Origin of the sequence: Lactobacillus laiwuensis (assembly GCF_019972835.1) — a bacterium.
Taxonomy (GTDB): Bacteria; Bacillota; Bacilli; order Lactobacillales; family Lactobacillaceae; genus Lactobacillus; species Lactobacillus laiwuensis.
The window spans coordinates 320,970-347,800 of record NZ_BPPB01000004.1; the positions used below are offsets into that span (position 1 = coordinate 320,970).

Here is a 26,831-nt window from a genome sequence, read left to right on the forward strand (position 1 = left end):
TCAAAGTTTATTCATAGTCTCAATATCAATAGTTTTATCAACCCAATTGCCTTGGAAAAAATCGCGTTCATGGCTTACGATAATCACTCCGCCAGGGAACTTAACGATAGCCTGTCTTAATGCATCTTTGGCATCGCGGTCCAAATGATTAGTCGGTTCATCCAAAAACAACAAATTTGCCGGTTCAAATAACATTTTTGCCAGTTTAACTTTTTCTTGTTCGCCACCAGAAAGTTTTTTTAAAGGACTCATTGCCTGTTGAGCAGTGACGCCCAATTTTGCCAAAGCCCCTCTTAGTTCTTTAGGTTTTATGCGTTCAAAGTTTTCTTGTAAATATTGCAGAGGCGTCATATTGTTATTCGGCCAAGTTAATTCCTGCTTAAAGTAGGCAATTTTGGCAGTTTCGGACAATTTATAACTGCCAAAAATTGGATCTAGTTGACCTAGTAATGTTTTTAATAGTGTTGATTTCCCAATACCATTAAAACCGGTAATAGCAACTTTTTCATTAGCTCCAACTGAAAAATTAAACGCTTCTTTGACTAACGCCTGATCATAGCCAATTACTAAATCCTGTGTTTGCAATAAAAGGTTGGCGGCCGTAGCCACATAAGGAAATGCAAAGTGCGGTTTATGATTATTTTTAGGCGGGTTCAGTACATCCATTTTTGCAAGTTGCCGTGCCCGTGATTTTGCACTTTTTGAACGAGTACCAGCCTTATTTTTGCGAATATAAGCCTCAGTTTTGGCAATCTTACGCTGCTGATTACTATAAGCCTTCAAATACGTTTCCCGATTAGCTTCTTTTTGACGCATTGCTTGTTTTAAAGTTCCGGTATAACGTTTGATCGTACCGATGTCTATATCAATGATACAATTGGCAATTCTGTCTAAAAAGTCATAATCATGGCTAACTACGATAAAAGCACCGGCAAAATTGTTCAAATAGTCAACCAGCCAATCGATATGAGAAACATCAAGATAGTTGGTCGGCTCATCTAGCAGCAACACATCTGGAGTCTGCAAAAGCAACTTAGCCAAAATAATTTTTGACCTTTGACCTCCTGACAATTGACTCACATCATGATCATACCCCAGTTCTGCCAGACCTAATCCCGATGCAACTCGCTCAATTTCGGTATCAATATTATAAAAATTATTTTCTTCCAGATAGGTCTGCATCTTACCTGCTTTTTCTAGTATAGAGCTATCACCCTCAGCTGCATACTTTTCATATAAAGAGTTTAACTCTTTTTCCTTATCATAAAGTGGTGCAAATGCTGTACGCAAAAACTGGCGGATCGTCACCCCTGGTTTCAACTTGGCATACTGATCAAGGTAACCAATTGCAATTTTGTTTTGCCATTTAATTTGTCCATCATCAGGTAATATTTCACCAGTTAAAATTTTAATCAAGGTCGATTTGCCAACCCCATTTTGACCAGTCACGCCCATATGATCTTCTTTGTTAAGTACAAAACTTGCATCTTGATATAAAGTTTTATCTTCAAAACCTTGTCCCAAATTTTTAACTGTTAGTATGCTCATTATGCATCTCCCTAAATATCATTATAAGTTGTACAAAATAAAGTAAAACTATCTTTAATCTTTTGGCTTGGTTTTGCTAATATGCACAATAAAAAAGTGGGCTATTTGCCCACCTTTTCGTCATTTTCTTGTTCATATTTCTGCAAGGAATCCAATACTTTAGGCCAATAACGCTTAGGTAAAATCAACTGCAATTTATCATTATATATTGGAAAATCGCTTGCTTTCATGCCAGTAATTTTGGCTAAATCCTGATCAGATAAATGATGTTCGCGTGCAATTCGCTTAATTTCAACGGAAGCATGACCGCGAAACCATGAAAAAGCAAAGAAAAATAAGGCAAATATGCTTGCTGCTAATATAGCAACCGATAAATTCCAACGAAATGTGCGTAAACAAATGAAGGCTATTGCAATAAAAGCGATAAAGGCTGATATTGTACTATAAACAGCTAAAATCATAGATTGTTTACGCATATTTATTTTCCTCCTTTGCTTGAACATCTATTGACCTGCAGAATTATCTCCACTTGTTCCAATTCCTGAAGAGTTATCAGTTGACTCATCAGTTACTACTGAACGGTAAATCTGGTAATTGGTAAATGGATTGGGATCCTTCCACTTGATATTATTATTCTGCTCATTTAATCTATTAAGTTTCGTTTCATCATTATCCAATACTTTTTTATCCAAGTCAAGATTGGTACGTATCTTATCAGAAGCCTTTTGAAGCTCTTTAGTTGATGCTACCTGAATAGAAGCACCATCAATCCAGGCATCATGACCCTGAATATAACCACTGGCAATATTCTGTGAACAGCCACGATAAGTTAATGCCAAGGCTAACATATCATTAAACGTAAGATTGGTTTTGACATATTTTGAAAAGATCTTAACCAATTTGCGATAATTCGTAATTGAATCAACTGAAATAGCTTTATGAACTACAGCAGTGATAACCTGTCTTTGACGCTTTTGCCTGCCGTAATCACCTCGCGGATCATCATGACGCATTCTAACATAGGCTACAGCATGACGCCCGTTTAAGTGCTGTTTTCCCTTGTGAAAATCACACCAGTCATAGGAAAACTTGAACGGTACTTTAACATCAACTCCACCAACAGCGTCAACCAGGCTTTTTAGAGCTTTCATATTTACTTCCACATAGTAATGAATGGGAACACCAATTAAGGCTGAAACAGTTCTCATAGAAGCAGTACTGCCACCAATACCGTAAGCCGAATTAACCCGAAACATATTGTACTTATTTCCAGGATCACCTAAAATATTAGCAAGGGTGTCTCGAGGAATTGAAGTCATTGTCGACTTATTTTTAGCAGGATTTGCTGTTGCCAAAATCAAAGTGTCAGAATTACCTTTATCATGCCGTCCTTCAAGTCCCTGATCAACTCCCAGAATTAAAACAGAAATCGGCTGTCTGTTGGCAATTCTTGCAGAAGTGGCATAATTGCCACCATTGCCATCAATTGCACTGTGCAAAGCAAAATACATGTGTGCTACCCAGGCTAAGCCAAAGCTGACACACAAAACAGCTGCAATACCACAAATCCGAGCAAAAACGCTGCCTTTAAAGGCTTTAGCTGGTTCTGCCAAAGCAATATTCCGATGAAGATTTAGGGAAGAATGCTTTTTGTGGTAATCTTCTCTGCGTTTTGAATTTGGATTCATTCCTCTATTCAAACCCTTTCGTAGTTTTCCATCTATTATTTTTAACACTTTCAAACATGAATTAAAATAATATCAATTATAATTAATAATATCTTATTTTTTAATCTTTAGTATAATTTAATTAAATAGCTAAAAAGGAGAATTTTTATGTCAATTCCTAAACGTAATGAAGTCCCAGAAAATCTTACATGGGATTTAACCAGGATATTTAAAACTGATAATGACTGGGAAGATGAATATACACTTGTCAAAAAAGAAATACCAGTTTTAAGCACTTTAAAAGAAAATTTTACCACTTCTGGTGCATCTTTATATAATGGTATTACTCAAATTTTAACAGTTAGTCGGAGACTGGAAAAAGTCTATTCTTATGCTACTCTTGCCAGTGATGTTGATACTGGAAATGCCCATTATTTGAGTTATGTAGCTCAAGTGCAAGGACTTGCAAGCCAGTTTGAAGCCGCTACTTCTTTTATGAATCCAGCAATTTTAAGTCTTTCAGCGGAAAAGTTGAGTGCTTTAGAACGAGAAGAGCCTAAACTCAGCAACTACAAGCATTTGCTTGATCAAATTACGAGGCTGAGACCATATACGCTATCTGCACAAGAAGAAAAGCTAATTGCAGATGCTGGTGATGCTCTATCTGCTTCCGAAAACACTTATAACGTTTTAACCAATTCAGATATGGAATATGGTTATACTCAGGATGATAACGGTAAAATGGTTCAACTTTCCGATGGCTTATACTCGCTGCTTATTCAATCCCAAAATCGTGAAGTACGTAAAAATGCTTTTGACTCCATGTACGCTACTTATGGGCAATTTGAAAATTCGTTAGCAGCAACTCTTTCAGGTGCAGTCAAAGAACATAACTATAATGCCCGTGTTCACCATTATCCATCAGCTCGTGAAAGCGCAATGAATGCAAATGGAGTGCCAACAGTTGTTTACGATACTTTGATTGATGAGGTCGATAAACACTTAGACCTATTGCATGAATATGTAGCTTTACGCAAACAAATTTTAGGCTTAAAGGACCTACAAATGTGGGACATGTATGTTCCATTAACTGGTAAACCAGCATTGAGCTATACTTTTGAGCAAGCTAAGGCAGAAGCCAAAAAAGCATTAGAGCCATTAGGAGAGGACTATTTAAGGCAGGTTGACTATATCTTCAATAATCGCGTAATTGATGTGGTTGAGTCACAGAATAAAGCCACTGGAGCCTATTCTGGTGGTTGCTATGACACAGATGCATATGAATTACTCAATTGGGAAGACAATGTTGATTCATTATACACACTAGTTCATGAAACAGGTCACTCTGTCCACAGTATGTATACTAGGCAAAATCAGCCGTATGTTTATGGTGATTATCCTATCTTTGTTGCTGAAATAGCTTCTACAACTAATGAAAATATTTTAACAGAATACTTTTTGGCTCATATTACCGATCCTAAAACACGCGCTTTTGTCCTTAATTACTACCTGGACTCTTTCAAAGGAACCTTGTTTAGACAAACGCAGTTTGCTGAATTTGAACAAAAAATTCACGAAATGGACGCCAATGGTGAACCATTAACAGCTGATCGTTTAGATGATATCTACGGTAAAATTAATCAGCGCTATTACGGTGATGCAGTAGAACCTGGTGGAGAAATTGCTAAAGAATGGGCCAGAGTACCTCATTTTTATTACAATTTTTATGTTTATCAATATGCTACAGGTTTTGCCGCAGCCACTGCCTTAGCAAACAATGTCGTTCATGGAACTACCGAGCAACGAAATGCCTATTTGAACTTTCTAAAAGCTGGTTCTAGTGATTATCCTGCTGAAATCATGAAAAAAGCTGGAGTTGATATGACAAAACCGGATTATTTAGAAGAAGCTTTTAAAACTTTTGCCAATCGTTTAAGCGAATTTAAGAAAATTATCCAAAATAATTATAATTAATACTTGCATCTTTTAGTTACAAATAATATAACTGGTATGTAAATAATAATTTCTCACATCAAAAGCCACTCCTATTTTTAAGAAGTGGCTTTTTTAATATTAAAATATTAATGATAATTCAAAATTAAGCTAATGAGTTCCAAAACTGCCAGGCTAATTCTTGGTACACCCGACACCCATCTAAATAAGCTTTTGCTTCTATATACTCATTTGGTTCATGGTCAGTAGTTCCAGCTCCCGGTCCCAGAATAATAATGGGAAAATCCCCGGCTTGAATATATTCCGATGCATCTGTAGCAGCAGTCCCTGGAACAAATTCGCTTGGCCTGCCAATTTCTTGCTCGACAACTTTTTGAGCCATTTTAGCTAATTTTGTCTGAGATTGGTCAGGTAAAGGCACTTCAGGAAAACTATACCTAATTTTTAACCGAGCTCCCTTTTTATTTAAGTCAGTAATTATTTGTTCAAGTTCAGTATATATTTGCTCATTGGGATATATTGGCGTCGTTCTGATATTGCCGGAAAGCCAAGCACTATCAGGAACAGAATTAATTTGACTCCCACCCTGAATTTGACTAATCACATGAGTAAAAGAACCTAAAACTGGATCCTTCTTTTGATGACTGTCCATTAAATGCTGCGCTGCTTGTGCAAATTCAATCAGTGGCATTATCGCATTTTGACCTTTTTCGGGAGTCGAAGAATGAACGCAAATACCTTTAGAATAAACATAATAGTCAATAACACCTTTATGTGTCACACGTACGTCAAAGTTAGAAGGTTCACCAATAACAAGTCCATCCAGGTCAGAAGCATAGCCTTCTTTAGTCAGCTGAGCTGCACCATATTCACCGGTTTCTTCACCTACAGATGCTAAAAGTCTAATACGACCAGGCAGTTCTTTCTTACTATCAAGTAAATCAAGCATTGCAACAATCATTGCCGCTAGACCGGATTTCATATCGCTCGCACCACGCCCAAAAACTTTGCCGTCTTTCAAAGTGGGCGTAAACGGTTCTGTCTGCCAATTGGTCAAATTCCCCGCTGCAACAACATCTTCATGACCGGAAAAACCTAAAAGAGGCCCATGATCTCCAATCGTTACCACCAAATTATCTCTACCTGAAGAATAAGAAATTCTCTCAATTTTTGCAGAATATCTGCTAAACAATGATGTTATATAATCAGCTACCAAACTTTCATGGTCATTTGCCGAATCTATCGCTAACAAGTCAGTTAATATCTTAATAGCCTGTGATTCTTCCACTTACTTTCTCCCACCTAAGCTTCAAGTACTTTTGCCAAAAAGTCCTGGGCACGCGGAGTTTGTGGCTGCGCAAAGAATTGCTGTGGTGCAGCTTTTTCCTGAATATAGCCGTCTGCCATAAACCATACTTCATCCGCAACATTTTTGGCAAAGCCCATTTCGTGAGTTACAACGACCATTGTCATCCCTTTTTGAGCCAAATCCTGCATTACCTTTAATACCTCGCCTACCATTTCTGGATCAAGCGCTGAAGTTGGTTCGTCAAAAAGCATTACTTCTGGATCCATTGCCAAAGCCCGGGCAATTGCGACTCTTTGTTGCTGTCCACCTGAAAGATTGGTTGGAAAGGCTTCTGCTTTATCAGCCAAACCGACCTGGTTTAACAGCTCCATTCCCTTAATTTTAGCAGCACTGTCACTCATGCCCTTTACTTTCATAGGCGCTAATTTAATATTTTCAATTATGTTCATATGGGGAAACAAGTTAAACTGCTGAAAAACCATTCCCATTCTTTCACGCAGTTGATCAAGCTGATCTTCACTTAAGGCAGTTAATTCCTTATCCTCAAAAATAACTTTGCCGGAAGATGGCTGATCTAATAGGTTCAGACAACGCAAAAAAGTGCTTTTGCCGGCACCAGACGGTCCAATTAGACAGATAACCTGACCTTCATTTACCTGAGCATTAATATCCTTTAAAACTTTATTATCACCAAAATTTTTCTGTAAGTGTTCAACTTTGATTACGGGATTTGCGTTAGTCATGATTCATTTTCCTTTCAAATACTTTCATTAAGCTGGATAAGCCAAAAGTAATGATAAAGTATAAGATCATTGTAATTACCAATGGCATAACTCCACGATAGGTATCAGCCTGGACTACCCGTGACTGATAAATCAAATCCTTAACGCCAATTACCGAAACAATGGAACTTTCCTTAATGAGGGAAACAAATTCATTACCCAGAGCCGGCCAAATATTTTTCATTGCTTGTGGCATAATAACATAACGCATAGTTGCTGTCCGTGACAAGCCCAAAGAACGAGAAGCTTCTGTCTGGCCCACAGCAATTGAATTAATGCCTGATCGTATTACTTCTGCTACATAAGCTGCAGAGTTAAGGGAAACGGCAATTATACCCGACAGTAAAGCTGGGATATTTACTACTACCCCCAAGCCAAAGTAAATAAACAGCAGTTGTACCATTAATGGTGTGCCCCGAATAAATTCTACATAAGCTGTCGCAATTGAACGTGCAATTTGATTGTGTCCTAAGCGCATAAATGCCAGTATTGCACCTAATAAGAAACCAAAGAAAACTGATATAGAAGAAATGAGTAAAGTATACCCAACTCCTGCTAAAAAGAAGTCTTTATATGCCCACATTGAATTAGACGATTTCACTTCCTTTTTTGTTTTACCGGCAGTTAAATACTTTCCAGCTTTGGGTAAATATACTTTATCAATTAAATCTTTTTGCTTAATCTCCGCTATTGATTTATTAGCAGCTTTAACTAAACTATTGGCTCCTTTATGAAAAGCAACAGAAGTAGCAGATGACTCTGTCTTAAGGCCTGCCGGAATAACCATAATCCCGTCCGTATTTTGAGCAAAAGCCTCGGCTGTCGCCTTGTCAACTGAAACTGCATCAACCTTATGCGTTTTTAATCCTAAAACCAAGTCGTTATCTTTATCCATGGTTTTCAGTTTGACATTTTTGGCTTGATTTTTGATCATTGTGGCCTGCATACTGCCAGTTTGAGCACCAATTGCTTTGCCGGCAAAAGACTTATAATTATGATATTTGCCTTTATCTTCTTTTCTTATCAGTAATTTTTGCTCACTTTTATAATATGGCTGACTAAAAGCAACGCTTTTTGCCCTCTTAGGAGTCGCGTTCATTCCGGCAATGACCATGTCAATTTTACCTGTCTCAAGACCCACTAAAAGAGAGTCAAAGTCCATTGACCGCACAACAAGCTTAACACCCATATCATGGGCAATTTTTTGCCCTATTTCAACATCCATACCAACTATTTTTGATTTGCCCTTAATATTTTTGACAAATTCGTAAGGAGGATAATCTGGACTAGTCCCCATGACTAGTTCACCTTTTTGTTTGACTCTTCGTAGATAATTGTCGGTTCTTTGTTCAGTTTGTCCTTTATCAGCGGCTGCTGCATTCTGGGGTAACAGGGTTAACATTATAAATGCTATCAACAAAGTCTCAAGCAATTTCCACGCTTTCTTCATAATTTTCCTCCATTAATAATTTTATTATTACAATTATAAAGATATAAAAATTAAATTACAACTATTAATTAAAAACAATCTTTTTTTAAGCAATAAAAAAGGCTCTGCACATTAGTTAGAGCAGCTAATATATGCAGAGCGATTTTAATACTTAAGCTTTTAAATTAACTATGCTTGAGAAGCACCAGTTACAGCGTCTGAATCTTCTTCTTTTAATTGATTCTCAGCTGTTACAGGATATGGCTTAACTCTTGTAGGGTCAGTATTAGACTTCAAGTTGTCAGCAGTGTAATTAATATGAGTAATCTTGGCGTGTTTAACATCTTCGATTGTCTTGCAACCAGTCAATTGCATATCAATTAGCAATTCTTGATTCAGTTGTTCAATAACAGATTGAACACCCTTAGCGCCACCAAGAGCTAGGCCGTACAAGTATGGACGACCAACACCAACCATATCAGCGCCAAGTGCCAAAGCCTTAAAGACATGCGAACCACGACGAACGCCTGAATCAAAGACAATAGGAACACGATGGTTTACGGCCTTAGCAATCTCTGGCAACATATCAATTGTTGCAGGACCACAGTCAACTTCACGACCACCATGGTTAGTGACATAAATACCATCAGCGCCAGCACCCATGGCTAAGTAGGCATCTTCTGCACAAACAACGCCTTTAACAAATACAGGTAAGCCTGACATCTCCTTAATGCGTCTAACATCTTCTGGCCCAATCTTTTGGGCTGAAGAAGCATACATCTGAGCTACAGTTTGGCCTTCACCCTTTGCTCCTTGGTAGCGAGTAAAGAAGTCTAGTGGAACAGGGTAGGCAAACTTAGTTCTGAGGTTAGCTTCACGAAAGCCAGATACCAAAGCGTCTACGGTCAGGAAAATGCCCTTGTAGCCTGCTTTTTTAACTGCATCAAAGACCATCTTGTTGAAGCCCCAATCTTTGCTGAGATAAAGTTGGAAGAAACGTGGTGCATTTGGAGCTGCTGCCGCAATTTCTTCCACACTCTTATTAGCATAAGTACTCGATGCAAACAAGGCACCTGCTGCAGCTGCACCCTTTTGAGTAGCAATTTCTGCATCTTTGTGCGCGATACCATGACAGGCAATAGGCGAAATCATTACAGGTGTCTTTAATTTCATGCCCATAAATTCAGTATCCAATTTAGGATTATCCATATTGGTCAAAGCACGAGGCACAATCTGAAAGTGATTGAAAGCAGTGGTGTTATTACGCCAAGTCCACTCATTTTCTGAACCTGAAGCAATATAGTAATATGCACCTTCTGGCATAACTTTCTTTGCACGCTCCTCGAGCTCATCGAGGTTAATCATCTTTAGTGTTTCGTCACGATCACTTTGGGGAAAACCATTATAATATGATGTCATTTTTAAGACTCCTTCTTTATTTAATATTTCCAACTTCTATTATACATGTAAATGCTTACAAAAGTTAGTGAAATTTAAAAATAAATGTTTAAATAACGGGATTCCTACTGTATATTTTTTCACAAAGTAAAGTAAAGACAATAATTAATGTTATTTTTATGTTAATAATTACTACAAACTATGCTTAATAATATGAGTGAAATAGGTAACAAGATAGACCGCAACTTCGATGACAGCTATAAAAAAAGTTACTGGCAGATTCGTAATATAGCCCAAATATAAGCCAAGCCAGACGCCAATCAAGGCAAAAAAGACAGACCAGCCAATCATCGCCGGAATTGTTTTCCCTAAATAGTTTGCAGTGGCTGGTGGTAATGTTAACAAAATAAAAACTAAAAGTGAGCCCACTATTTGAGCACCAATTGATACCGACATCGCCAGAGCAATTAAAAAAATAACACTGACTGCACCAGTTTTTACTCCATGAGCAAGAGCACCAATATGGTCAAATGAATCGAAATTTAATGAGCGCTGGATACTAAAAATCATCAGCAATACAATTATAGAAAGGGCTATAAGCTGAATCACGCCCTGATGATCAACACCAATAATACTGCCAAATAAAATATTCGTAGCATAATTGCTGTTAGCTCCAGAAATGGCAAGAAAAAGTACGCCTAAGCCAGTAAATAGAGCTGAAATGGCACTAATTGAAGATTCCTTTTGTTCACTATGAAGTGACAATTCCCCAACACTGATAGAACCCAAGAGAGTGAATAAAAGCATCCCCCACAAAGGTCCAATTCCCAGCCAAACAGCAAATGCAGCACCTGCAAAACCAATTTCGGAAAGCGTATGTGCTAAAAAACTAAAATTACGTGCGACTACATAAACACCGACAGTGCCACAAGTTATCGCAATAAAAGTACTCGCTAAAAATGCGTTACGCATAAAGCCATATGCAAACATTATTCATATGCCTCCTTAAATTGGGACATTTCACCATGTTCAATTTGACCATGATTTAAATATAAATAGTTTTGCATATACTTGTGAGCTAATGAGATATCATGAGTTACAAACAAAACTGTTATTTTATGTTTTTCATTCAAATGTCTGATCAGCTTCATCAGCTCATCTTTTGCCATAGGATCAAGACTTGCCGTAGCTTCATCTAAAATAATCATATTAGGATTATCAAGCAGGGCTTGAGCTAAATAGGCTCTTTGTTTTTGCCCACCTGAAGCTTCCCCCATACGAGTATTTTTAATTTGATAGAGATTGGTTTCCTCTAACTGCTTTTTTATTGCTTCCTTAGTTTGGCCGTTTTTAATAATCGGTGCATTCAAACCCACAAAAGCCTCAATTGATAATGGATATTCAGCATCAATATTCCGAAACTGCGGCACATAACCCAAGCGCACACCATCCGCAAATGTAAAAGATCCAGAACTAGGAGTCAACATACTCATTAAAATATTTATTAAGGTAGTTTTCCCAGTACCATTGGGGCCTAAAAGTGCAGTTAACGAACCTCTTTTTAACCTGAAGGTTAAGTTATCAAAAACATTATTTTTATCAAATCTCATTGAAAGATTATTAACTTCTAAAATATCAGACAATTTGCATTTTCCTATTATTATCTACTTAAAATTGCCCACTTTGACAAATTGATTAACATCAATTGGGTAATATTTACGACCCTTAATCTTAACGCGACCGCCATATGTCCGCACATAATTACCACGGTATAATTTATTCATACCAACTCGTTTACCTTTGCCATCGTAAATATAGGCATTGTGACTTAACGGACGCAACTTGCCTTCAACGTTGCTGGCAACAACATATTGATTAACACCTATTTGCAAATACTTTCTTTTTTTAATGGTTTGATTGCCATAAATTGTTAACTTGGTACCAGCCTTTTTAGTTGGTAAATCAGTCGCCACACCATTTTCATCATAAACCAATGCATTATGAATTAAGACTTTGGTAGCAACTGGCTTAGGTAGAACAGCCGGCTTTTTAGCAGGTGCTGCAGGTGCTGGTGGAGTTACTGTATCATTATCAACAGGTGCATTATCAGCTGGCGTTCCTTGATCATAATAATATTTAACCAGATCAAAGAAATCATCCATTGAATAACCCCATTTAGCAAAGTAACCATCCGGATCAGTATGATCAGTACCTCCTAAAAAGGTAGACACAGCATGGTGAGACCAAATTGTCCCTTTGCCATCATGAACAGCGTTGTCAGGTACTAAATTATATTGATGTAAAATTTGTGCAACATAAATTGCATCATTATTCACGCCTTTGGCAAAATCAGCCAGATTGTTTTCTTCACACAGTTCCACTTGCACAAAACGATTGTTGGCAACAGGACCAGCACCCCATACACCGTAATCTGGGCTTGTCATTTGAATGACACCTGTTTTATCCACAAAAGCATGAACATAGGAATAAATATTCATCCATTCACGGTTAAAATAAATACATTCATTACGTGCAGTAGCATTGGGTGTTGCAGTTTCGTGAATAACAACTCCTTCAGGCTTGCCATTGCGATAATTAATCGGATTAGCAGCAGAAAAATCGTTATATTTAATCCCTTCTTGCGCTAATACTTGTTCTGCATAAGTTACACCGCTGAAACTATTTTGTTTAGCAGTATCATTAATTGTACTTGCTTGTACTATCGTCGTCTCTGGAGCAGCAACAGTTGCAATGCTCGCTCCTAAAGCTAAAACGGCAATCAATTTCTTCATTTTTAACGCCTCATAATAATCATTTTCGGACTACTTCAGCCAAATCCTGATAACTATCATTCATCCAGTCAAGATAATTAGTATTATCCGGGATGGTCTCTCTTACTTTTAAGATACGAATATTTTGCTTTTTAGCCAATTTTAGAAAAGTGTCTACTGTAGAACTTGAAGTTTGTTCATTGATCACAAAAAATGCAATTTTCCGTTTCTTAATGCCATCAGTCATTTTTTGAACAGCAGCCGGACTCGGATCTGTATTATTTTGGATTGCTTTCTCAAAATCTTTATTTGCGACTTTAATGTTGACAGAACTTAACGCATAGTCAAAAACCGGCTCACTGACATAAACGGGCTTTTCAATGTGATGACTTAATTTAGCAGAAGCCCTTTTAATACGGGCAATTTCAGCTAAATATCTTTTCCCATTTTTTCTGTAATAGCGAGCATGCTTAGGATCTTTTTTGCACAAGCTCTTAACTAAGTAATTAACATACTTGGTGGGCATAGTCAAATCAAACCAAATATGTGGATTATCCCCCTTTTTTTTACTCATCAAGTCTTCCCCAACGCGAACCGGCTTTTTGTCAACTGAAGAAGCCAATTTATCCATCCAACTGTCGTAACCTAGGCCATTTTCTATTACTATGTCTGCGTTAGATAGAGCCTTGGCATCGTTAGTAGTAGGTTGAAAATCGTGAGGGTCAATTGCAGATTTTTTAATAATTGCTTCTGCTTTGCCATATTTGCCAACTATATTTTGGGCAATGTCAGAATAGACATTCGTCGTCGTCATAATTGATATCTTACTGCTTTTGTGTGACTTTTGTGAACATGCACCTAATGTTAAAAGAACTATGCCTAATAAGGTAACTGCAGCAAATAATTTTTTAAATTTAACAAATTTCAATATTGTTGTCATTCCTTTTCTTTTTAAGTGTCGTTTTTAGGTAATAAGGCAACTTTTTTAATTGCAGTACAAAATAAAAGTTACTTACAATTAATAACCATTATACACTAATTAGGGATTGCTTTAAAAGCAACGCCCTATTATAGTTTTGTTACAATTTCATTGCCTTAAAAAAATAAATTTACGGTAATCAAAAAGCACGCCATAAATTCGCGTGCTTTCTGAGTAAGTAAACAAAACAACTATAAAATTATAAACTACAACCCAATTAAATGGGCAAAAACTGGAACTAACAGATTATCTACTAAAGCTGTCGCAACAACTGCCACTGCAGCAGTAGCTCCTTGCACAGAACCCATTTCCAATGCAAAAGCCGAACCGATAGTATGTCCTGCAGAACCTAAGCCCAAGCCAGTTCCCACTGGATCACTATTCAAGTTAAACCACTTAACTAATTGCTTGCCTAAGGCGTAAATTACTACAGCATTAAGTATGCAAGCCATAGCTGTAACGGAAGCATTGCCCCCGATAGCTTTTGTTATTGGCATAGCTACTGCAGTAGTAGCAGACTGACTTAGCATTGACTTTATTCCAACAGTATTTAAACCAACTGCTTTAGCGACAAGTGTTATTAAAACCATTGAAATTAGCGTACCAAAAACTAATCCCAAAAGAATAACCAGCCAGTTTTTCTTTACAACATCATTACGCTTATACAATGGTACTGCGAAAGCAATTGTAGCTGGCGTAATGAACCAGAAAATAATATCTCCACCTGGTTTATAAGCCTTAGCATAAACAGTAGCTGTTGAAACGTCAAAGCACTTAGCAAGGATAATCAGAATTGCTATTCCCAAAACCATTGCTACAAAGAGTGGTTGAAAAAGGAAAAAACCTTTTGATTTTTTGAACAGCCATTGTCCGGTTAAAAATACAATTAATGACAAGAAAACTCCAAATAATGGATTCGTAATATATTGCATTATTTAACATCCCCTACTTTTTTGTGATTAATAACAGTTAGTTGATTATTAGTTACTTTTCCTATAACCCAACTAAAGAACTTAGTTGTATAAGCAGTTACAACTAACAAAATGATTGTAGAAGCTATTACCACTATAATCAGTTGGATTCCCTGTTCCCGCATAATCTTTAAATTTGCGGCTAATGAAATTCCAGATGGAACAAACATAAAACCAATTAGTGAGATTAATGCACTGCCAAAAGAATCAACCCATTCAACTTTAATTACGTGAACTGTTAATAAAAAATAAAGCAAAACTAACCCTATTACTGGAGTCGGTACGGGAAAAGACTTGGGCATCAAATCAGAAATTACTTGTGCCACAAACAAAATTGCAGCATAAATAAACATTTGTACTAAAATCGGAGCTGATTTTGTTTTTTCTTTTTTCATAAGATCGATTTCCTTTCTCATATTCAGCTTTCTTGCTTTCAAGTAATAAGATAATAGAAAATGCGATTTTTGTAAGCGATTAACTCGCGAATTGCAAAAAATGACCCGTGAACTGCACTAAAGCAAATTCACAAGTCATTATAAATTAGAGAACTATTTACAAACCTAATTTTTGATTTAATTCTTTACGGTAGGATCGACCTACCTGAACTCTGGAATTATTATTCATAATTAACATCAATGTGTGATTAAACCAGGGCTGGACCTCCTTAATATCTTCAATATTTACAATTGCATTTCTATGGACTTGTAGAAAGCATGAATCTGTTAATCGTTCCTTGAGCCAAGCTAAGGTCTTGCGTGTTTCGTATTTTTGCTTGCTTGTTTCAATTGTTAGTACACCATTATTAACCGTTGCAGCTATTACTTCCAGTTTCTTAATAACTACGTTGCGATCTTCAAGCTCAATACTAAGAACATCACTTTCCGCTTTTTGAGCCTGCACAGAATTGTTATTTTGACTGTTTAAAACTTTCACAGCCTTTTGCAGTGCCTGATCAACTCTCTCTTGTTCGAATGGCTTCAGTACATAGTCAAGTGCACCAACATCAAAAGCCTTCACAGCATAGTTATCATACGCAGTAGCAAATACAATCATCGGTGAATAACTCAGTTGCTTCATCTCATCGGCCAACTCAAAGCCATTTTCTTCATTAAGTGAAATATCTAAGAATAGCAGATCAATTTTATATTTAAGCAACGTTCCCTGTGCTTCCTTGATATCTTCTGCTTCATAGAGTTTAACGGTTTGCTTATTTAAAACTGAACTTTTTTTGATCAAATAAGATAATTCAGTGCGGGCTAATGGTTCATCATCAACTACTAAAATTCTCATTTTTAGCTCCCTCTTAACCTTCAAAATCATTTTTTTCAGCTTGTTTTAGTGGTATCTCGGTTTGAAAAGTTGTTCCCTTCTCACCAGTTTTGATATGCAATTGACTATTAGTGCCATATAAGCCTATCAGCCGTTTATTTAAATTATAAAGTGCTGTACCGCTGCCGCCAGATTCACTTATTGGTTCTTGACCCAGCCTTTTTAAAATTTCTGGTTTAATACCAACACCATTATCACTAACTAAAATCTGTAAGTAAGCATTTTTTTGACTTAAATTAATGACAATTTTGTTACCAGTTTTTCTGCCTTTGAAAGCATGCTTGATAGCATTTTCCACAAAGATTTGTAAACAAAACGATGGCAGCAGCGTACTATCCGGCACACTGATTTGATAATCAATCGTAAATTTATGTGGAAAACGCAATTCTTCAATTCCGGTATAAGCACTAACATATCTTTTTTCCTGCTTAAGTGTAATCTCTTTTGCCTGACCATTTTTCAAGCTTAATCTGAAAAATGTACTAAGCTGCATTAAAGCTCTGTGAGCCTCGCTAACGTTAACCCTCATTAAGGCTCCAATTGTATTAATTGCGTTGAAGAAAAAATGCGGATTAATTTGCACTTGCAATGCTCGTATTTCTGCTTCATTTACTAAACTGGTCTGTTGTTCTGCAATACCAATAGCCAGTTGTCCGGAAAAAATCATAGCCAAACCGCGAACCAGATTTTCTTCGACTACAGTCATTTCTTGTTCAGCACAAAAGTACAGTTTTAATGCGCCAATCGTTTTTTTATTCACCTGCAAAGGACAAACAATTGCGGAAGCTAAGGGACAATCTGGATGAGGACAACCAATTTCTTCTTTTGAATGTGCCAGTTTTTCTTTTCCACTAGCAATAACCGTTTTGGATAGATCTGTTATTACCGGTTCTCCTGCAATGTGGTGATCTTGCCCCGCACCAACATGAGCCAATACATTAACACGATCAGTTAAGCCTACCGCATCAAAGTTAGTATATTTTTTAATAATTTTGCAGACATGCTGAGCAGAATCTGGATCCAGGCCATGACGAAAATAAGGCAATGTTTTATTAGCCAATTCCAAAACATCTTTGGTTTGAACAGCACGCAATTGACGCTCATTTGATAGATAAGTTTTCAAAATTTCTATAAACAAGCAAGAGCCAATTGTATTCAATAATATCATGGGCACAAAAATTAATTTAATCAAGCCGAAGCCATGAAATGCAAAAATAAAGGCCATCTGAATTAGTTCTGCTAAAAAGGATAAAACTGCTACCCAAAAGGTTGAAGGGTACAAATTATTTTTCTTAACTTTATCACCTAAAACGCCAATTAAATATCCGATTAGAACTGAACTCACAATATAAAAATAATCCGAAAAGCCACCAAAAATCACACGGTGCAAACCACCCACTAAACCAACTAAAAGTCCTACATAGGGTCCAGCAGTCAAACTAGCAGTAGTGATAACTAACATCCTGGTATTTGCTATTGAGTCAGACTGGGGCAAACCAGTAATAATTAAAGGGGTAATAATTTCCTTAGAACTTGAAATTTCAACACCAGTGAGATTGGCAATGACAACGAAGAGTGAAAAAATGATAAATAACCAGATTTGCGATTTTAAGGTTCTTTTTTCAATTAAGTCTCTAAAAAAGCGCATGTTAACAAGGAGAAACGCCAGAATCATAATAATACCCAGGCGTTCTGATAATAATATGAATAGACTGAACACGTTTTTCTCCAATCCGAAAACTAAGCTGGAATAAACCTCTTATATCATATAAGTATGACAATTTTTTCAGTTTACGCAATAGAAATCGTATTCAACTGCACAAAATAAAGTTTGAAATGGTGAAATCTTCGCCTTAAATTCACTAAGATTTTTGAAACTTATTGCTTATGAAATTTATTAAACAGATAAAGGGCAGTCATCTAACTGGTAATTTGCTTTTATTTATTTGCTGTCAAGTGATCTATATAATTGAAGACATTCAGCTGATAAGCATTAATTTACAAGCAAAAACTGCACTGAGCTTTTTAAACAGCCCAGTGCAGTTTTTGTATAATTCAATTAAATTTTGTTATTTATCTTCTTGTTGGTTAACTGGCTTTTTCCACAGACCTAAAATGACACCTGCAACAATGGAGCCGATAATTGTAGCAACAAAGTAAAGTAAAATGTGGTTAGCAAGTGGAGAAACCCAGAGACCACCGTGAGGTGCAGGAACACCGATGCGCCATATGCCCACTAGAGCGCCACCAACGGCAGAACCAATGATACATGAAGGTAGAACGTGTCCAGGATCAGCTGCAGCAAATGGAATAGCACCTTCGGTAATGAAGGAAAAGCCTAAAATCCAGTTGGTTAAACCTGCACGGCGCTCATCCAAAGTATATTTATTCTTAAAGAAGGTCGTACCAATTGCAGTCGCAAATGGTGGTACCATACCCCCAACCATTACGGCAGCCATCATTACAGCAGCAACAGTTGAATGAGGATCATTGGCAAAAGCACCTGAAGCAAAGACATAAGCAGCCTTGTTGAAAGGTCCACCCATATCAATTGACATCATGGCAGCTAAAATAGTTGTCAAAACAGCTAAGTTGCCCGTACCCATTTGGTTTAAGAAGTTAGTAATGGCAAAGTTAACCGCACTAAAGACTGGGTTAACAATGTAGTACATGATCAGGGCTATGAAGAGCAGGCTCAAGATTGGATAAATGAGCATTGGCTTCATTCCTTCAAGAGACTTAGGCAACTTGGCAAATAATTTCTTTAAACCGACTACTAAATAACCAGCAATAAATCCGGAAGCAAGTCCGCCTAAGAAACCGGCAGGTGATTTAGCATTAGTTACCACATTGGCAACATAAGCACCACCGTACGCACCACTATAAACCGTGGCCATAAAACCACCGACAAAACCGGGCATTAAAGCAGGCAAGTCACCGATTGATTCAGCGATGTAACCTGACAAAATTGGCACCATGAAAGCAAATGCCATGTTACCGGCATTGTTCAAGAAAATAAATGCAGGAGATTTTGGACCACCAGCATAGTTTTCCACAATAAAGGAAATTGCCATTAAGATACCGCCACCGATAACAAACGGCAACATGTGGGAAACACCATTCATTAGGTTCTTGTAAATTGAGCCCCAAACGCCTTCTTTAGCATTGTCACTATCATCGCTGCTCTTTTCACCGTTTGAATGGTAAACGCTAGCTTTAGAATTCAAAATGTTATCAATCAATTCGTCAGGTTTGTTGATACCGTCAACAACTGGACGAGAAATTAACGGCTTGCCATCAAAACGAGGCATGTCAACTTTCTTATCAGACGCAATAACAACACCTTGAGCGCGGCTAATCTCATCAGCGGTCAATTTATCTTTGACACCTTCTGAACCGTTGGTTTCAATGCGCACATCGACACCACGTTTTTTGCCGGCCTTGATCAAAGCCTCTTGGGCCATATAAGTATGGGCAATACCGTTGATACATGCAGTAACGCCGACAATTAAAGGTTTTTCTTCCTTATTAGAATCATTTGTACTTGCTGCTTGCTCTTTCTCAGCTTTTTTAGCGGCATCTTTTTGTTTTTCAGCATCTTCAAAAAGCTGAATCACTTTTTCAGGAGTTTGCGCCTCTTTAAGTGCACTAACAAGGTCAGGATCAATCAATAAACCGGATAATTTAGCTAAAGCTTCAAGGTGAGTATTATCGGCACCAGCAGGTGCAGTAATCATAAAGAATAAATGAACTGGTTGACCATCAAGCGAATTGTAATCAATTCCTTTTTCACTTTTAGCAAAAAGCACACGCGCCTTGTTAATTGTCTTGTTACGGGCATGGGGCATCGCAATTCCATCACCAATCCCAGTGGTAGATTCATTTTCACGAGCCCAAATTGACTTAATGAATTCATCTTCGTCATTGACGATGTCGGTTTTGACTTCTAGGTCAGCCATTTCCTTAATGGCATCTTCTTTGTTAGTCGCTTTAAGCGCCATAATCATGGATTCAGGAGCCAAAATATCTTTAATTTTCATTTTAAATTCTCCTCAAATTACGAAATTTCTTCAACATTAATTTGCGGCAAGACCGCATCAATCTGACTTTTAACAGCAATATCTTTAGTAAAGGCTGTAGCAGCTCCACAGGCCATACCGATACGGAAACTTTCGGCCGGATCTTTTGTTTTAACATAAGTACCGACAAAGCCAGCTGTCATGGAGTCTCCAGCTCCAACGGAATTAACGGCAGTACCAACAGCTGCTTTGGCATGATAAAAATGCTTAGGTGTAATCAAGTAGCCACCTTTACCTGCCATGGAGACCATAACATTTTGGGCACCCATGTCAAGCAATTTGCGCGCACACTCAAGCATCTCCTGATCTGACTCAAATGTAGTTTTGAATAAATCAGCTAGTTCGTGGTGATTTGGTTTAATTACCAGTGGCTTATAACTCAAAGTATCTAGCAAAGCCTGACCAGTTGTGTCAATTACAAATTCTGCCCCTGCTTCTTTAATAATAGGTAGAAGTTCTTTATAAAAATCTACTGGCAAGCTTGGTGCTAAGGAACCACTCAAAACCACAATGTCACCTTTTTGCAAATCGCTAAGGCGTGCCTTAAAAGCAATTATTTCCTGATCTGTAATATTAGGACCAGCGGCATTAATCTCTGACTCCTCTTCTGCATGTACTTTAACGTTCACGCGGGTCACATCAGATATAGTGACAAAATCATTAACAATGCGGCGCTGGTTTAGCTGACGTACCAGCTCTTTGCCAGTAAAGCCACCAACAAAGCCCCAGGCAGTATTATCAATATCCAGCTGGTTGAGTATTTGTGAAACGTTAATCCCTTTACCACCTGCCAAAAACGTGCAGTTATCAGCACGATTAACTTCACCACGGTTAACCTGCTCTAATTGAATTACATAATCCAAAGCAGGATTAACGGTAACCGTATAAATCATTAGCAAATCTCCTTCAAATTAATTTTAGCGGGCAACAATTTTTTATTCTTGGCACTTAAAGAAGTAGTAAGAACTGTTACGTCTTTTACTTGTGCAAAAGTCGCAAAACTGCGCTCCCCAATTTTAGAAGTATCGGTCAAAATGTATGCCTGATCGGCCTGAGCAATTTCAATTTTTTTAATGGCTGCTTCTTCAGTATCGGGCGTGGTCAAATTGCCGTTAGAGTCCAGTCCGTTAGTCCCAACAAAACTGGCGGAAAAATTCATTTGCTGCAATTGCTTTAGAGCTGTTTGCCCCACCACAGCATGAGTATTTTCTTTAATCCGCCCACCTAAAAGTATAGTCTCAATCCCATGATTAAGTGCACAAAGTGCAGTTTCTAAACCATTTGTGACAATCGTTACTCCTGGAGTCAGAGCAATAAAAGGAACCATTTCATAAGTTGTCGTACCTGCGTCAATAAAAATATAATCATCTTTATGGACAAAGTTTTTAACAGCATACTGAGCAATTAGCTTTTTATCATTATGATTCATTGAAAAACGAATGTGTTGCGACACATCATGAGTGAAGCTTTTGACTGACTGCGCACCACCATGCACTCTTTTGATTAAACCATGTTCTTCCATCTGGTTAAGATCACGCCTAATCGTTGATTCAGATGTTGAAGTCATTGCGCAAAGGTCGCTCACCCGACACAAGCCATGCTGGTTAACGTAGTCTTCAATCACTTTTTGCCGTTCCTGCGTTAACATACATTTCACCTCCAGACAGTATTTTATGCGCTTTAATAATTAAAAGCAATCATTTTCAATCATAATTTGTCATTTTCTTGCAAAAACGAGCAAACTTAACATTTATTAGTCATATAAATTAAAAAAGCAACTAATAATTCAAGTTTAACTAATACTGAATTATTGGTTGACAATACTTAAAAACAAGCAATAATGCAATCTTAACTAGTTTTGCCCTATTTGTGGTTAATTCAACAAATTTTTTAATTTTCTTTTTCAGACAAGAATAAAGAGCCCAAAAATCCGATTATTGCAAAAGTTAGCATTAAGACAAAACCCCAGCGGTACCCAACTGTCAAATTTAGAGTCTTAGCATTGGAAGCACCACTTGCACACAAGCTAATTACTAACATTGATAATGCCGTTCCCAGTGAACCACCGATTTGTCTTACTGTAGAAGATACCGCATTAGCATGTGCAGTCATTTGAGGTTCTACCACATTAATGCCTGCGGTAAAAGTGGTCATCATAGTAAATGATATGCCTACCATGCGTAAGGCATAACACAAACTAATTAAAACAAGACTGGTTTCGCTATTAAAAACTGTCATTGGGAACGTCCCTAATAAAAGCATAGAAAAACCAAAAAGTGCCAATTTTTTAATACCAAATTTATCAAATAAAACGCCCGATACAGGATTGCAAATGATCATTAGTAGAGCCCCTGGCATCATTACTAAACCAGAAGTTAATGCACTCTCTTGTCTAGTAGTTTGTAAATATAAAGGTAAAACTAATTCAATTCCTACCATTGAAATGTTGCTAATAGTACTTAATAAAGTACACAAATCAAATTTTAAATTTTGAAAAACTCTAATATTAAGCAAAGGTTTTTTCATATGCAACTGCCGACGACAAAATAACAGAATAATTAGCAGACCTATTGTAAAGAATGCAGCTATTGTAATCGTAACTTTACCAGTGTTCCCAATATCTGACAGGGAGTACAAAATTAAACCAAAGCCGGCAATTGATTCAATAAATGATATTAAATCGGTAGTGTTTCTATGGGGTTCAATGATATTTTGCATACAAAAAGTTGCACAAATGGCTACCATACCACTGGCAATACTTAAAATGATAAAAAGCATTTGCCAGTCTGCATATTTTAAAATTAATCCTGAAATTGTGGGACCAACAGCAGGTCCAAAACCAATTACTAGTCCAGTAATTCCCATCGCCACACCTCTTTTTTCAGGAGGAAACATAAGTAAAATGACATTTTGAATAAAAGGCATTAAACTACCAGCCGCAACTGCTTCAATAATTCTGCCTAGCAATAGCACCGGAAAATTAGGCGCAAAAACACAAATAAGTGAACCTGCTAAAAAAATAAGCATCATTGTTAAAAAGTTTTGTCTTAAGTTAAATGACTCAAAGATCCATGCCGACATGGGAATCATTAGCCCTACGACCAATAAATAAGAAGTAGTAAGCCATTGAGCAGTTGATTGATTAACTTTAAAAACCGTCATTATTGTTGGCAGAGCATTATTGAGAAAAGTTTCGGCCAACAGCGAAACAAATGCTCCAAATAGTAAAACAGCCATCATTAGTATCCTTTTCTTATTAGAAATATTTTTGATCATTTTTATCCTTTCATATATATAGCATGCTACACTCTTGCTAATAATAATTAAAAATTATCCGAAATTCTTTTTAAAACTTGTTCAAGATTTAAAATTTCTTGCTGAGACAACCCCTTGGTAATACGAGTATTAATATTTGTCATTATTGTGCGAATCTTGGCAATATTTTTGTCAATTAAATGAAAGCCTTTATCCGAAAGCCTTAAAACAATTTGCCTTTGATCATTTTCTAAACGCGACGTAACAATTAACTTATTTGCTTCTAAGCGTTTAACTATTCCTCTAATTGTAGGATGACTCAGCACAAACGCATCTGCCACTTCTTTTTGGGTAACTTGCCGCGCTTTTGATTCATATAAATAAATCATCAGAGAAATTTGGGCACCTGTTAAAGAATAATCTTTAAAGATTTCTGCAAACTGCTTGTTTAATTCCTTTTCAATCAAAGTATTCGCAATTTTAATTTTGGGACCAATTCGATTTAAAAAAGCTGTCATATTAATTCCCTTAGAAGTAAATTTCATACTAATATTTTGTCATACTGTAGTATACTACACTTTTTTAAAATTAACATGTTTTTAAAAACTTAATTCTAAAAAATGGTCCAACCACGAGTGTGGTAAAATTAAAATATTACGTTATCAAAAGAAGGGTTATAAATTTAGTTATGAAAGACAAGCAGACTCCAGCATCATATCCCAAGATTTCTAGTAAACACCATATGAGAATTCATTGGAAAGAGTTCTTCAAAAGTTCAGATGATACTTTAGTCAAAGATATCACTTTGGTAGAAAAAGGATCTTTAGTCGGCAGAATCGGTATAATGCTGCTGCAATGCGGGACTGGAGCCTGGCGCGTACGTGATTCTATGAATACCATTGCACGAGCACTTAAAATCACTTGTTCAGCTGATATTGGTTTAGTAACTATTAGCTATACCTGCTTTGATGTTGACAACAAATCATACTCACAGACTCTTTCCTTACCAACTACGGAAGTGAATATGAACAAGCTCAATGAAATGGAAGAATTTGTCCGTAAATTTGAAACTGAAAATAATTATTTAACAATTGGAGCTGTTCACCACAAACTGAATCAAATTGAGCGTCATACTCAAAATTATCCTTTAATCATTTCCGCTTTAAGCGCAGGACTAGCGTGTGCCAGCTTTATTTTTTTACTTGGTGGCGGAATACCGGAAATGTTTTGCACATTTTTTGGAGCCTTTATTGGCAACTATTTGCGCCAATTATTAGGGAAGAAAAAAGTTACTTTGGTCGCCAAAATAACTGTTGGCGTAGCGATTTCCTGCGCCGTTTATTTCATCTGTTTTAGATTAGGCACATTAATTTGTGGCTGGAGTAACAATCATGCTTATGGTTACATCGGTTCGATGCTTTATGTCATACCCGGATTCCCTTTTATTACTTCTGGCCTTGATATGTCAAAGCTTGATATGCGATCTGGTCTTGAGAGGCTGGCTTATGCGATATTAGTTGTTATGATTGCGGCAATGGTAGGCTGGGGCATGGCTACTATGCTCAACTTATCACCGGGTACAATGCCCCAAATTGTTCTTAGTCCGGTGCTATTAACAATTTTAAGAATGATCGCCAGTTTCTGTGGTGTTTTTGGCTTTTCAATCTTGTTTAATGCTAAAGTATCAATGGCGACTGTAGCAGCAGTTATTGGAGCGTTGGCAAATACATTACGCCTTAGCTTAGTTGAATTTAATCACGTTCCAGCTGCATTAGCAGCTTTCATCGGAGCATTGTTAGCAGGATTAATTGCCAGTTTTGTGCGGGATAAAGTTGGTTTCCCCCGCATTGCAATCACGGTTCCCGCAATTGTCATCATGGTCCCCGGTTTATACATGTATCGCGCTGTTTTTAATTTTGGTATTACTAACATTAATGTCGGTGCTTATTGGATTATGGATGCTCTGATGACTATTACCTCCCTGCCAATCGGTTTACTTACTGCTCGGATCTTAACAGACGCAAAATGGCGCCATTGCGACTAAAATACTTAACTGGAATTTTTAATTATTTTACCTAACTAGATTTTTATTTAGGTCTTTTATTAGGAACATATATGCTAATAGCATTTAATTTGTTCGGTTTTTACTCTATTTTTATTATTAAAATTGTGCTAAACTAAAATCATAAATATAAAACAAGAACATTATCAAGGAGGATTACATGAGTTCAGTTGTTACACCAGAATTTACCCGTGGCCTGCCTAAAGCCGAATTGCACTTGCATATTGAAGGTACTTTAGAACCTGAATTGAAACTAAAATTAGCTAAACGCAATCACGTCGATATAGGCCAAGCTACAATTGAAGATGTCCAAAAAACATATAACTATCATGACCTAGCATCATTTTTAGCTGTGTATTATCCAGCAATGAATGTTTTACAAACTGAAGAAGACTTTTATGACTTGGCTTGGGACTACTTAACTAAAGCTGCTACAAATAATGTACGACACGTTGAACTCTTTTTTGATCCCCAGGCTCATACTAGTCGCGGTATTCCTTTTGAAGTCGTACTCAATGGTCTTTATCAAGCTACGATTGATGCAAGGGCATTAAACATTGACGCTCACCTAATCATGTGCTTTTTACGTGATTTTTCAAAGGAATCAGCTAGAAAAACATTGCAAGAAGGTCTGAAATACAAGAATAAAATTATTGGTATTGGACTTGATTCTGATGAACACAATAATCCCCCGCTAAAGTTCGCCCGGCAATTTGAAGATGCAGCAGCTGCTGGACTGCACATCACCACTCACTGTGACATTGATCAAAAAGATTCAATCGAACATATTCGTCAGGCTTTGGAAATTATGGAAGTTGAACGGCTTGACCATGGTACTAACATCGTGGAAGATCCTGATTTGGTAGAACTCGCTGCCAAAAGGCAAATTGGCTTAACTTCTTGTCCTCTGTCTAATAGCTTTGTGTCACCAGAGATGAAGGGTAAAGAAGTAATTGACCTTTTAAATGCAGGAGTCAAAGTATCTATTAACTCAGATGATCCAGCCTATTTTAAGGGTTATATTAGTGATAATTACTATGCTTTAGCGCAAAAATATGATCTTTCTCAGAACCAAATTGTGCAACTTGCTAAAAATTCTTTTGAAACTTCCTGGATAAGTCAACGGCAAAAGCAATTATATTTAGATGAAATTGATCAATTTGTAAAAGCCAACGCATAATTTCAGAACTCATACAAAAAGGCCAGCTCATATTAAATGAGTGAGACCGTAAAATAGTTTGTGTAAGGATGAATAATTCCTTAAATTAATTTCTTAAAACATTAGAAAAAGGAGTTCCT

General features: G+C 37.0%; 23 protein-coding genes. 3 read left to right on the plus strand and 20 right to left on the minus strand.

The window, feature by feature from the left end; translation table 11 throughout:
* From LDM92_RS04285 to LDM92_RS04295, 3 genes are all read right to left on the minus strand, one after another.
* A complete protein-coding gene (locus LDM92_RS04285; RefSeq protein ID WP_223902173.1) occupies window positions 1–1,548 on the minus strand; it encodes an ABC-F family ATP-binding cassette domain-containing protein in 1,548 nt (515 codons plus the stop codon).
* A gap of 101 nt (window positions 1,549–1,649) precedes the next feature.
* Complete coding sequence (locus tag LDM92_RS04290) at window positions 1,650–2,024, minus strand: hypothetical protein (protein WP_223902174.1); 375 nt, start codon at window positions 2,022–2,024, stop codon at window positions 1,650–1,652.
* Window positions 2,025–2,051: 27 nt separating this feature from the next.
* Window positions 2,052–3,236: an LCP family protein gene (locus tag LDM92_RS04295; protein WP_223902175.1), complete on the minus strand. Its 1,185-nt coding sequence runs from the start codon at window positions 3,234–3,236 to the stop codon at window positions 2,052–2,054.
* Between the two features lie 147 nt (window positions 3,237–3,383).
* Between LDM92_RS04295 and pepF the strand changes: the two genes are divergently transcribed.
* Window positions 3,384–5,189, plus strand: coding sequence for an oligoendopeptidase F (gene pepF, locus LDM92_RS04300; RefSeq protein ID WP_223902176.1), 1,806 nt, complete (start codon window positions 3,384–3,386; stop codon window positions 5,187–5,189).
* 124 nt (window positions 5,190–5,313) lie between these two features.
* On the opposite strand, the gene LDM92_RS04305 is transcribed toward pepF, so the two are convergent.
* The 17 genes from LDM92_RS04305 to LDM92_RS04385 all read right to left on the minus strand — a co-directional run bounded on the left by LDM92_RS04305 (window position 5,314) and on the right by LDM92_RS04385 (window position 24,015).
* Window positions 5,314–6,456: an ArgE/DapE family deacylase gene (locus LDM92_RS04305; protein ID WP_223902177.1), complete on the minus strand. Its 1,143-nt coding sequence runs from the start codon at window positions 6,454–6,456 to the stop codon at window positions 5,314–5,316.
* A gap of 14 nt (window positions 6,457–6,470) precedes the next feature.
* Window positions 6,471–7,220 carry an amino acid ABC transporter ATP-binding protein gene (locus LDM92_RS04310; protein ID WP_223902178.1) on the minus strand — a complete coding sequence of 250 codons (750 nt, stop codon included), beginning with the start codon at window positions 7,218–7,220 and terminating at the stop codon, window positions 6,471–6,473.
* Window positions 7,213–8,709 carry an ABC transporter substrate-binding protein/permease gene (locus LDM92_RS04315; protein WP_223902179.1) on the minus strand — a complete coding sequence of 499 codons (1,497 nt, stop codon included), beginning with the start codon at window positions 8,707–8,709 and terminating at the stop codon, window positions 7,213–7,215. Before LDM92_RS04315 ends, LDM92_RS04310 begins: the two co-directional genes overlap by 8 nt.
* Window positions 8,710–8,877: 168 nt before the next feature.
* Window positions 8,878–10,107, minus strand: a complete 1,230-nt coding sequence (locus LDM92_RS04320) for a (S)-2-hydroxy-acid oxidase (RefSeq protein ID WP_223902180.1) — start codon at window positions 10,105–10,107, stop codon at window positions 8,878–8,880.
* Between the two features lie 171 nt (window positions 10,108–10,278).
* On the minus strand, window positions 10,279–11,076 hold the full coding sequence (locus tag LDM92_RS04325; protein ID WP_223902181.1) for a metal ABC transporter permease: 798 nt from the start codon (window positions 11,074–11,076) through the stop codon (window positions 10,279–10,281).
* Window positions 11,076–11,696 (minus strand): metal ABC transporter ATP-binding protein, encoded by a 621-nt coding sequence (locus LDM92_RS04330; RefSeq protein WP_223902201.1) that lies wholly within the window; start codon window positions 11,694–11,696, stop codon window positions 11,076–11,078. The genes LDM92_RS04325 and LDM92_RS04330 overlap by 1 nt, the downstream gene beginning before the upstream one ends.
* Before the next feature lie 54 nt (window positions 11,697–11,750).
* Window positions 11,751–12,878 (minus strand): SLAP domain-containing protein, encoded by a 1,128-nt coding sequence (locus tag LDM92_RS04335; RefSeq protein ID WP_223902182.1) that lies wholly within the window; start codon window positions 12,876–12,878, stop codon window positions 11,751–11,753.
* 19 nt (window positions 12,879–12,897) lie between these two features.
* Window positions 12,898–13,797, minus strand: a complete 900-nt coding sequence (locus LDM92_RS04340; protein ID WP_223902183.1) for a metal ABC transporter solute-binding protein, Zn/Mn family — start codon at window positions 13,795–13,797, stop codon at window positions 12,898–12,900.
* A gap of 245 nt (window positions 13,798–14,042) precedes the next feature.
* Window positions 14,043–14,768 carry an LrgB family protein gene (locus LDM92_RS04345; RefSeq protein ID WP_223902184.1) on the minus strand — a complete coding sequence of 242 codons (726 nt, stop codon included), beginning with the start codon at window positions 14,766–14,768 and terminating at the stop codon, window positions 14,043–14,045.
* On the minus strand, window positions 14,768–15,202 hold the full coding sequence (locus LDM92_RS04350) for a CidA/LrgA family protein (protein ID WP_198179821.1): 435 nt from the start codon (window positions 15,200–15,202) through the stop codon (window positions 14,768–14,770). The genes LDM92_RS04345 and LDM92_RS04350 overlap by 1 nt, the downstream gene beginning before the upstream one ends.
* Before the next feature lie 157 nt (window positions 15,203–15,359).
* Window positions 15,360–16,097, minus strand: coding sequence for a LytTR family transcriptional regulator DNA-binding domain-containing protein (locus tag LDM92_RS04355; protein ID WP_223902185.1), 738 nt, complete (start codon window positions 16,095–16,097; stop codon window positions 15,360–15,362).
* Window positions 16,098–16,110: 13 nt separating this feature from the next.
* Window positions 16,111–17,811 (minus strand): LytS/YhcK type 5TM receptor domain-containing protein, encoded by a 1,701-nt coding sequence (locus LDM92_RS04360; RefSeq protein ID WP_223902202.1) that lies wholly within the window; start codon window positions 17,809–17,811, stop codon window positions 16,111–16,113.
* 394 nt (window positions 17,812–18,205) lie between these two features.
* A complete protein-coding gene (locus tag LDM92_RS04365) occupies window positions 18,206–20,176 on the minus strand; it encodes a PTS fructose transporter subunit IIABC (protein WP_223902186.1) in 1,971 nt (656 codons plus the stop codon).
* 17 nt (window positions 20,177–20,193) lie between these two features.
* Complete coding sequence (pfkB, locus tag LDM92_RS04370; RefSeq protein WP_187153995.1) at window positions 20,194–21,108, minus strand: 1-phosphofructokinase; 915 nt, start codon at window positions 21,106–21,108, stop codon at window positions 20,194–20,196.
* The gene (locus LDM92_RS04375; protein WP_223902187.1) at window positions 21,108–21,863 is read right to left on the minus strand and encodes a DeoR/GlpR family DNA-binding transcription regulator; all 756 of its coding nucleotides are present in this window, start codon (window positions 21,861–21,863) and stop codon (window positions 21,108–21,110) included. Before LDM92_RS04375 ends, pfkB begins: the two co-directional genes overlap by 1 nt.
* A 242-nt stretch (window positions 21,864–22,105) precedes the next feature.
* The gene (locus LDM92_RS04380; RefSeq protein WP_223902188.1) at window positions 22,106–23,491 is read right to left on the minus strand and encodes an MDR family MFS transporter; all 1,386 of its coding nucleotides are present in this window, start codon (window positions 23,489–23,491) and stop codon (window positions 22,106–22,108) included.
* Window positions 23,492–23,538: 47 nt separating this feature from the next.
* Window positions 23,539–24,015 carry a MarR family winged helix-turn-helix transcriptional regulator gene (locus tag LDM92_RS04385; RefSeq protein ID WP_223902189.1) on the minus strand — a complete coding sequence of 159 codons (477 nt, stop codon included), beginning with the start codon at window positions 24,013–24,015 and terminating at the stop codon, window positions 23,539–23,541.
* A gap of 143 nt (window positions 24,016–24,158) precedes the next feature.
* Here LDM92_RS04385 and LDM92_RS04390 point away from each other — a divergent pair, with 143 nt between their 5' ends.
* Both LDM92_RS04390 and add read left to right on the plus strand, forming a co-directional pair.
* A complete protein-coding gene (locus tag LDM92_RS04390) occupies window positions 24,159–25,514 on the plus strand; it encodes a threonine/serine exporter family protein (RefSeq protein WP_223902190.1) in 1,356 nt (451 codons plus the stop codon).
* Between the two features lie 178 nt (window positions 25,515–25,692).
* Window positions 25,693–26,712 carry an adenosine deaminase gene (add, locus tag LDM92_RS04395; RefSeq protein WP_223902191.1) on the plus strand — a complete coding sequence of 340 codons (1,020 nt, stop codon included), beginning with the start codon at window positions 25,693–25,695 and terminating at the stop codon, window positions 26,710–26,712.
* Window positions 26,713–26,831: the final 119 nt, after the last annotated feature.

What these genes read in the sequence shown, in the direction of transcription:
- LDM92_RS04285 (WP_223902173.1), bottom strand. Translation starts at nt 1,548, where the DNA reads ATGAGCATACTAACAGTTAAAAATTTGGGACAAGGTTTTGAAGATAAA.
- LDM92_RS04290 (WP_223902174.1), bottom strand. Translation starts at nt 2,024, where the DNA reads ATGCGTAAACAATCTATGATTTTAGCTGTTTATAGTACAATATCAGCC.
- LDM92_RS04295 (WP_223902175.1), bottom strand. Translation starts at nt 3,236, where the DNA reads ATGAATCCAAATTCAAAACGCAGAGAAGATTACCACAAAAAGCATTCT.
- pepF (WP_223902176.1), top strand. Translation starts at nt 3,384, where the DNA reads ATGTCAATTCCTAAACGTAATGAAGTCCCAGAAAATCTTACATGGGAT.
- LDM92_RS04310 (WP_223902178.1), bottom strand. Translation starts at nt 7,220, where the DNA reads ATGACTAACGCAAATCCCGTAATCAAAGTTGAACACTTACAGAAAAAT.
- LDM92_RS04315 (WP_223902179.1), bottom strand. Translation starts at nt 8,709, where the DNA reads ATGAAGAAAGCGTGGAAATTGCTTGAGACTTTGTTGATAGCATTTATA.
- LDM92_RS04320 (WP_223902180.1), bottom strand. Translation starts at nt 10,107, where the DNA reads ATGACATCATATTATAATGGTTTTCCCCAAAGTGATCGTGACGAAACA.
- LDM92_RS04325 (WP_223902181.1), bottom strand. Translation starts at nt 11,076, where the DNA reads ATGTTTGCATATGGCTTTATGCGTAACGCATTTTTAGCGAGTACTTTT.
- LDM92_RS04330 (WP_223902201.1), bottom strand. Translation starts at nt 11,696, where the DNA reads ATGAGATTTGATAAAAATAATGTTTTTGATAACTTAACCTTCAGGTTA.
- LDM92_RS04335 (WP_223902182.1), bottom strand. Translation starts at nt 12,878, where the DNA reads ATGAAGAAATTGATTGCCGTTTTAGCTTTAGGAGCGAGCATTGCAACT.
- LDM92_RS04340 (WP_223902183.1), bottom strand. Translation starts at nt 13,797, where the DNA reads ATGACAACAATATTGAAATTTGTTAAATTTAAAAAATTATTTGCTGCA.
- LDM92_RS04345 (WP_223902184.1), bottom strand. Translation starts at nt 14,768, where the DNA reads ATGCAATATATTACGAATCCATTATTTGGAGTTTTCTTGTCATTAATT.
- LDM92_RS04350 (WP_198179821.1), bottom strand. Translation starts at nt 15,202, where the DNA reads ATGAAAAAAGAAAAAACAAAATCAGCTCCGATTTTAGTACAAATGTTT.
- LDM92_RS04355 (WP_223902185.1), bottom strand. Translation starts at nt 16,097, where the DNA reads ATGAGAATTTTAGTAGTTGATGATGAACCATTAGCCCGCACTGAATTA.
- LDM92_RS04360 (WP_223902202.1), bottom strand. Translation starts at nt 17,811, where the DNA reads ATGATTCTGGCGTTTCTCCTTGTTAACATGCGCTTTTTTAGAGACTTA.
- LDM92_RS04365 (WP_223902186.1), bottom strand. Translation starts at nt 20,176, where the DNA reads ATGAAAATTAAAGATATTTTGGCTCCTGAATCCATGATTATGGCGCTT.
- pfkB (WP_187153995.1), bottom strand. Translation starts at nt 21,108, where the DNA reads ATGATTTATACGGTTACCGTTAATCCTGCTTTGGATTATGTAATTCAA.
- LDM92_RS04375 (WP_223902187.1), bottom strand. Translation starts at nt 21,863, where the DNA reads ATGTTAACGCAGGAACGGCAAAAAGTGATTGAAGACTACGTTAACCAG.
- LDM92_RS04380 (WP_223902188.1), bottom strand. Translation starts at nt 23,491, where the DNA reads ATGATCAAAAATATTTCTAATAAGAAAAGGATACTAATGATGGCTGTT.
- LDM92_RS04385 (WP_223902189.1), bottom strand. Translation starts at nt 24,015, where the DNA reads ATGAAATTTACTTCTAAGGGAATTAATATGACAGCTTTTTTAAATCGA.
- LDM92_RS04390 (WP_223902190.1), top strand. Translation starts at nt 24,159, where the DNA reads ATGAAAGACAAGCAGACTCCAGCATCATATCCCAAGATTTCTAGTAAA.
- add (WP_223902191.1), top strand. Translation starts at nt 25,693, where the DNA reads ATGAGTTCAGTTGTTACACCAGAATTTACCCGTGGCCTGCCTAAAGCC.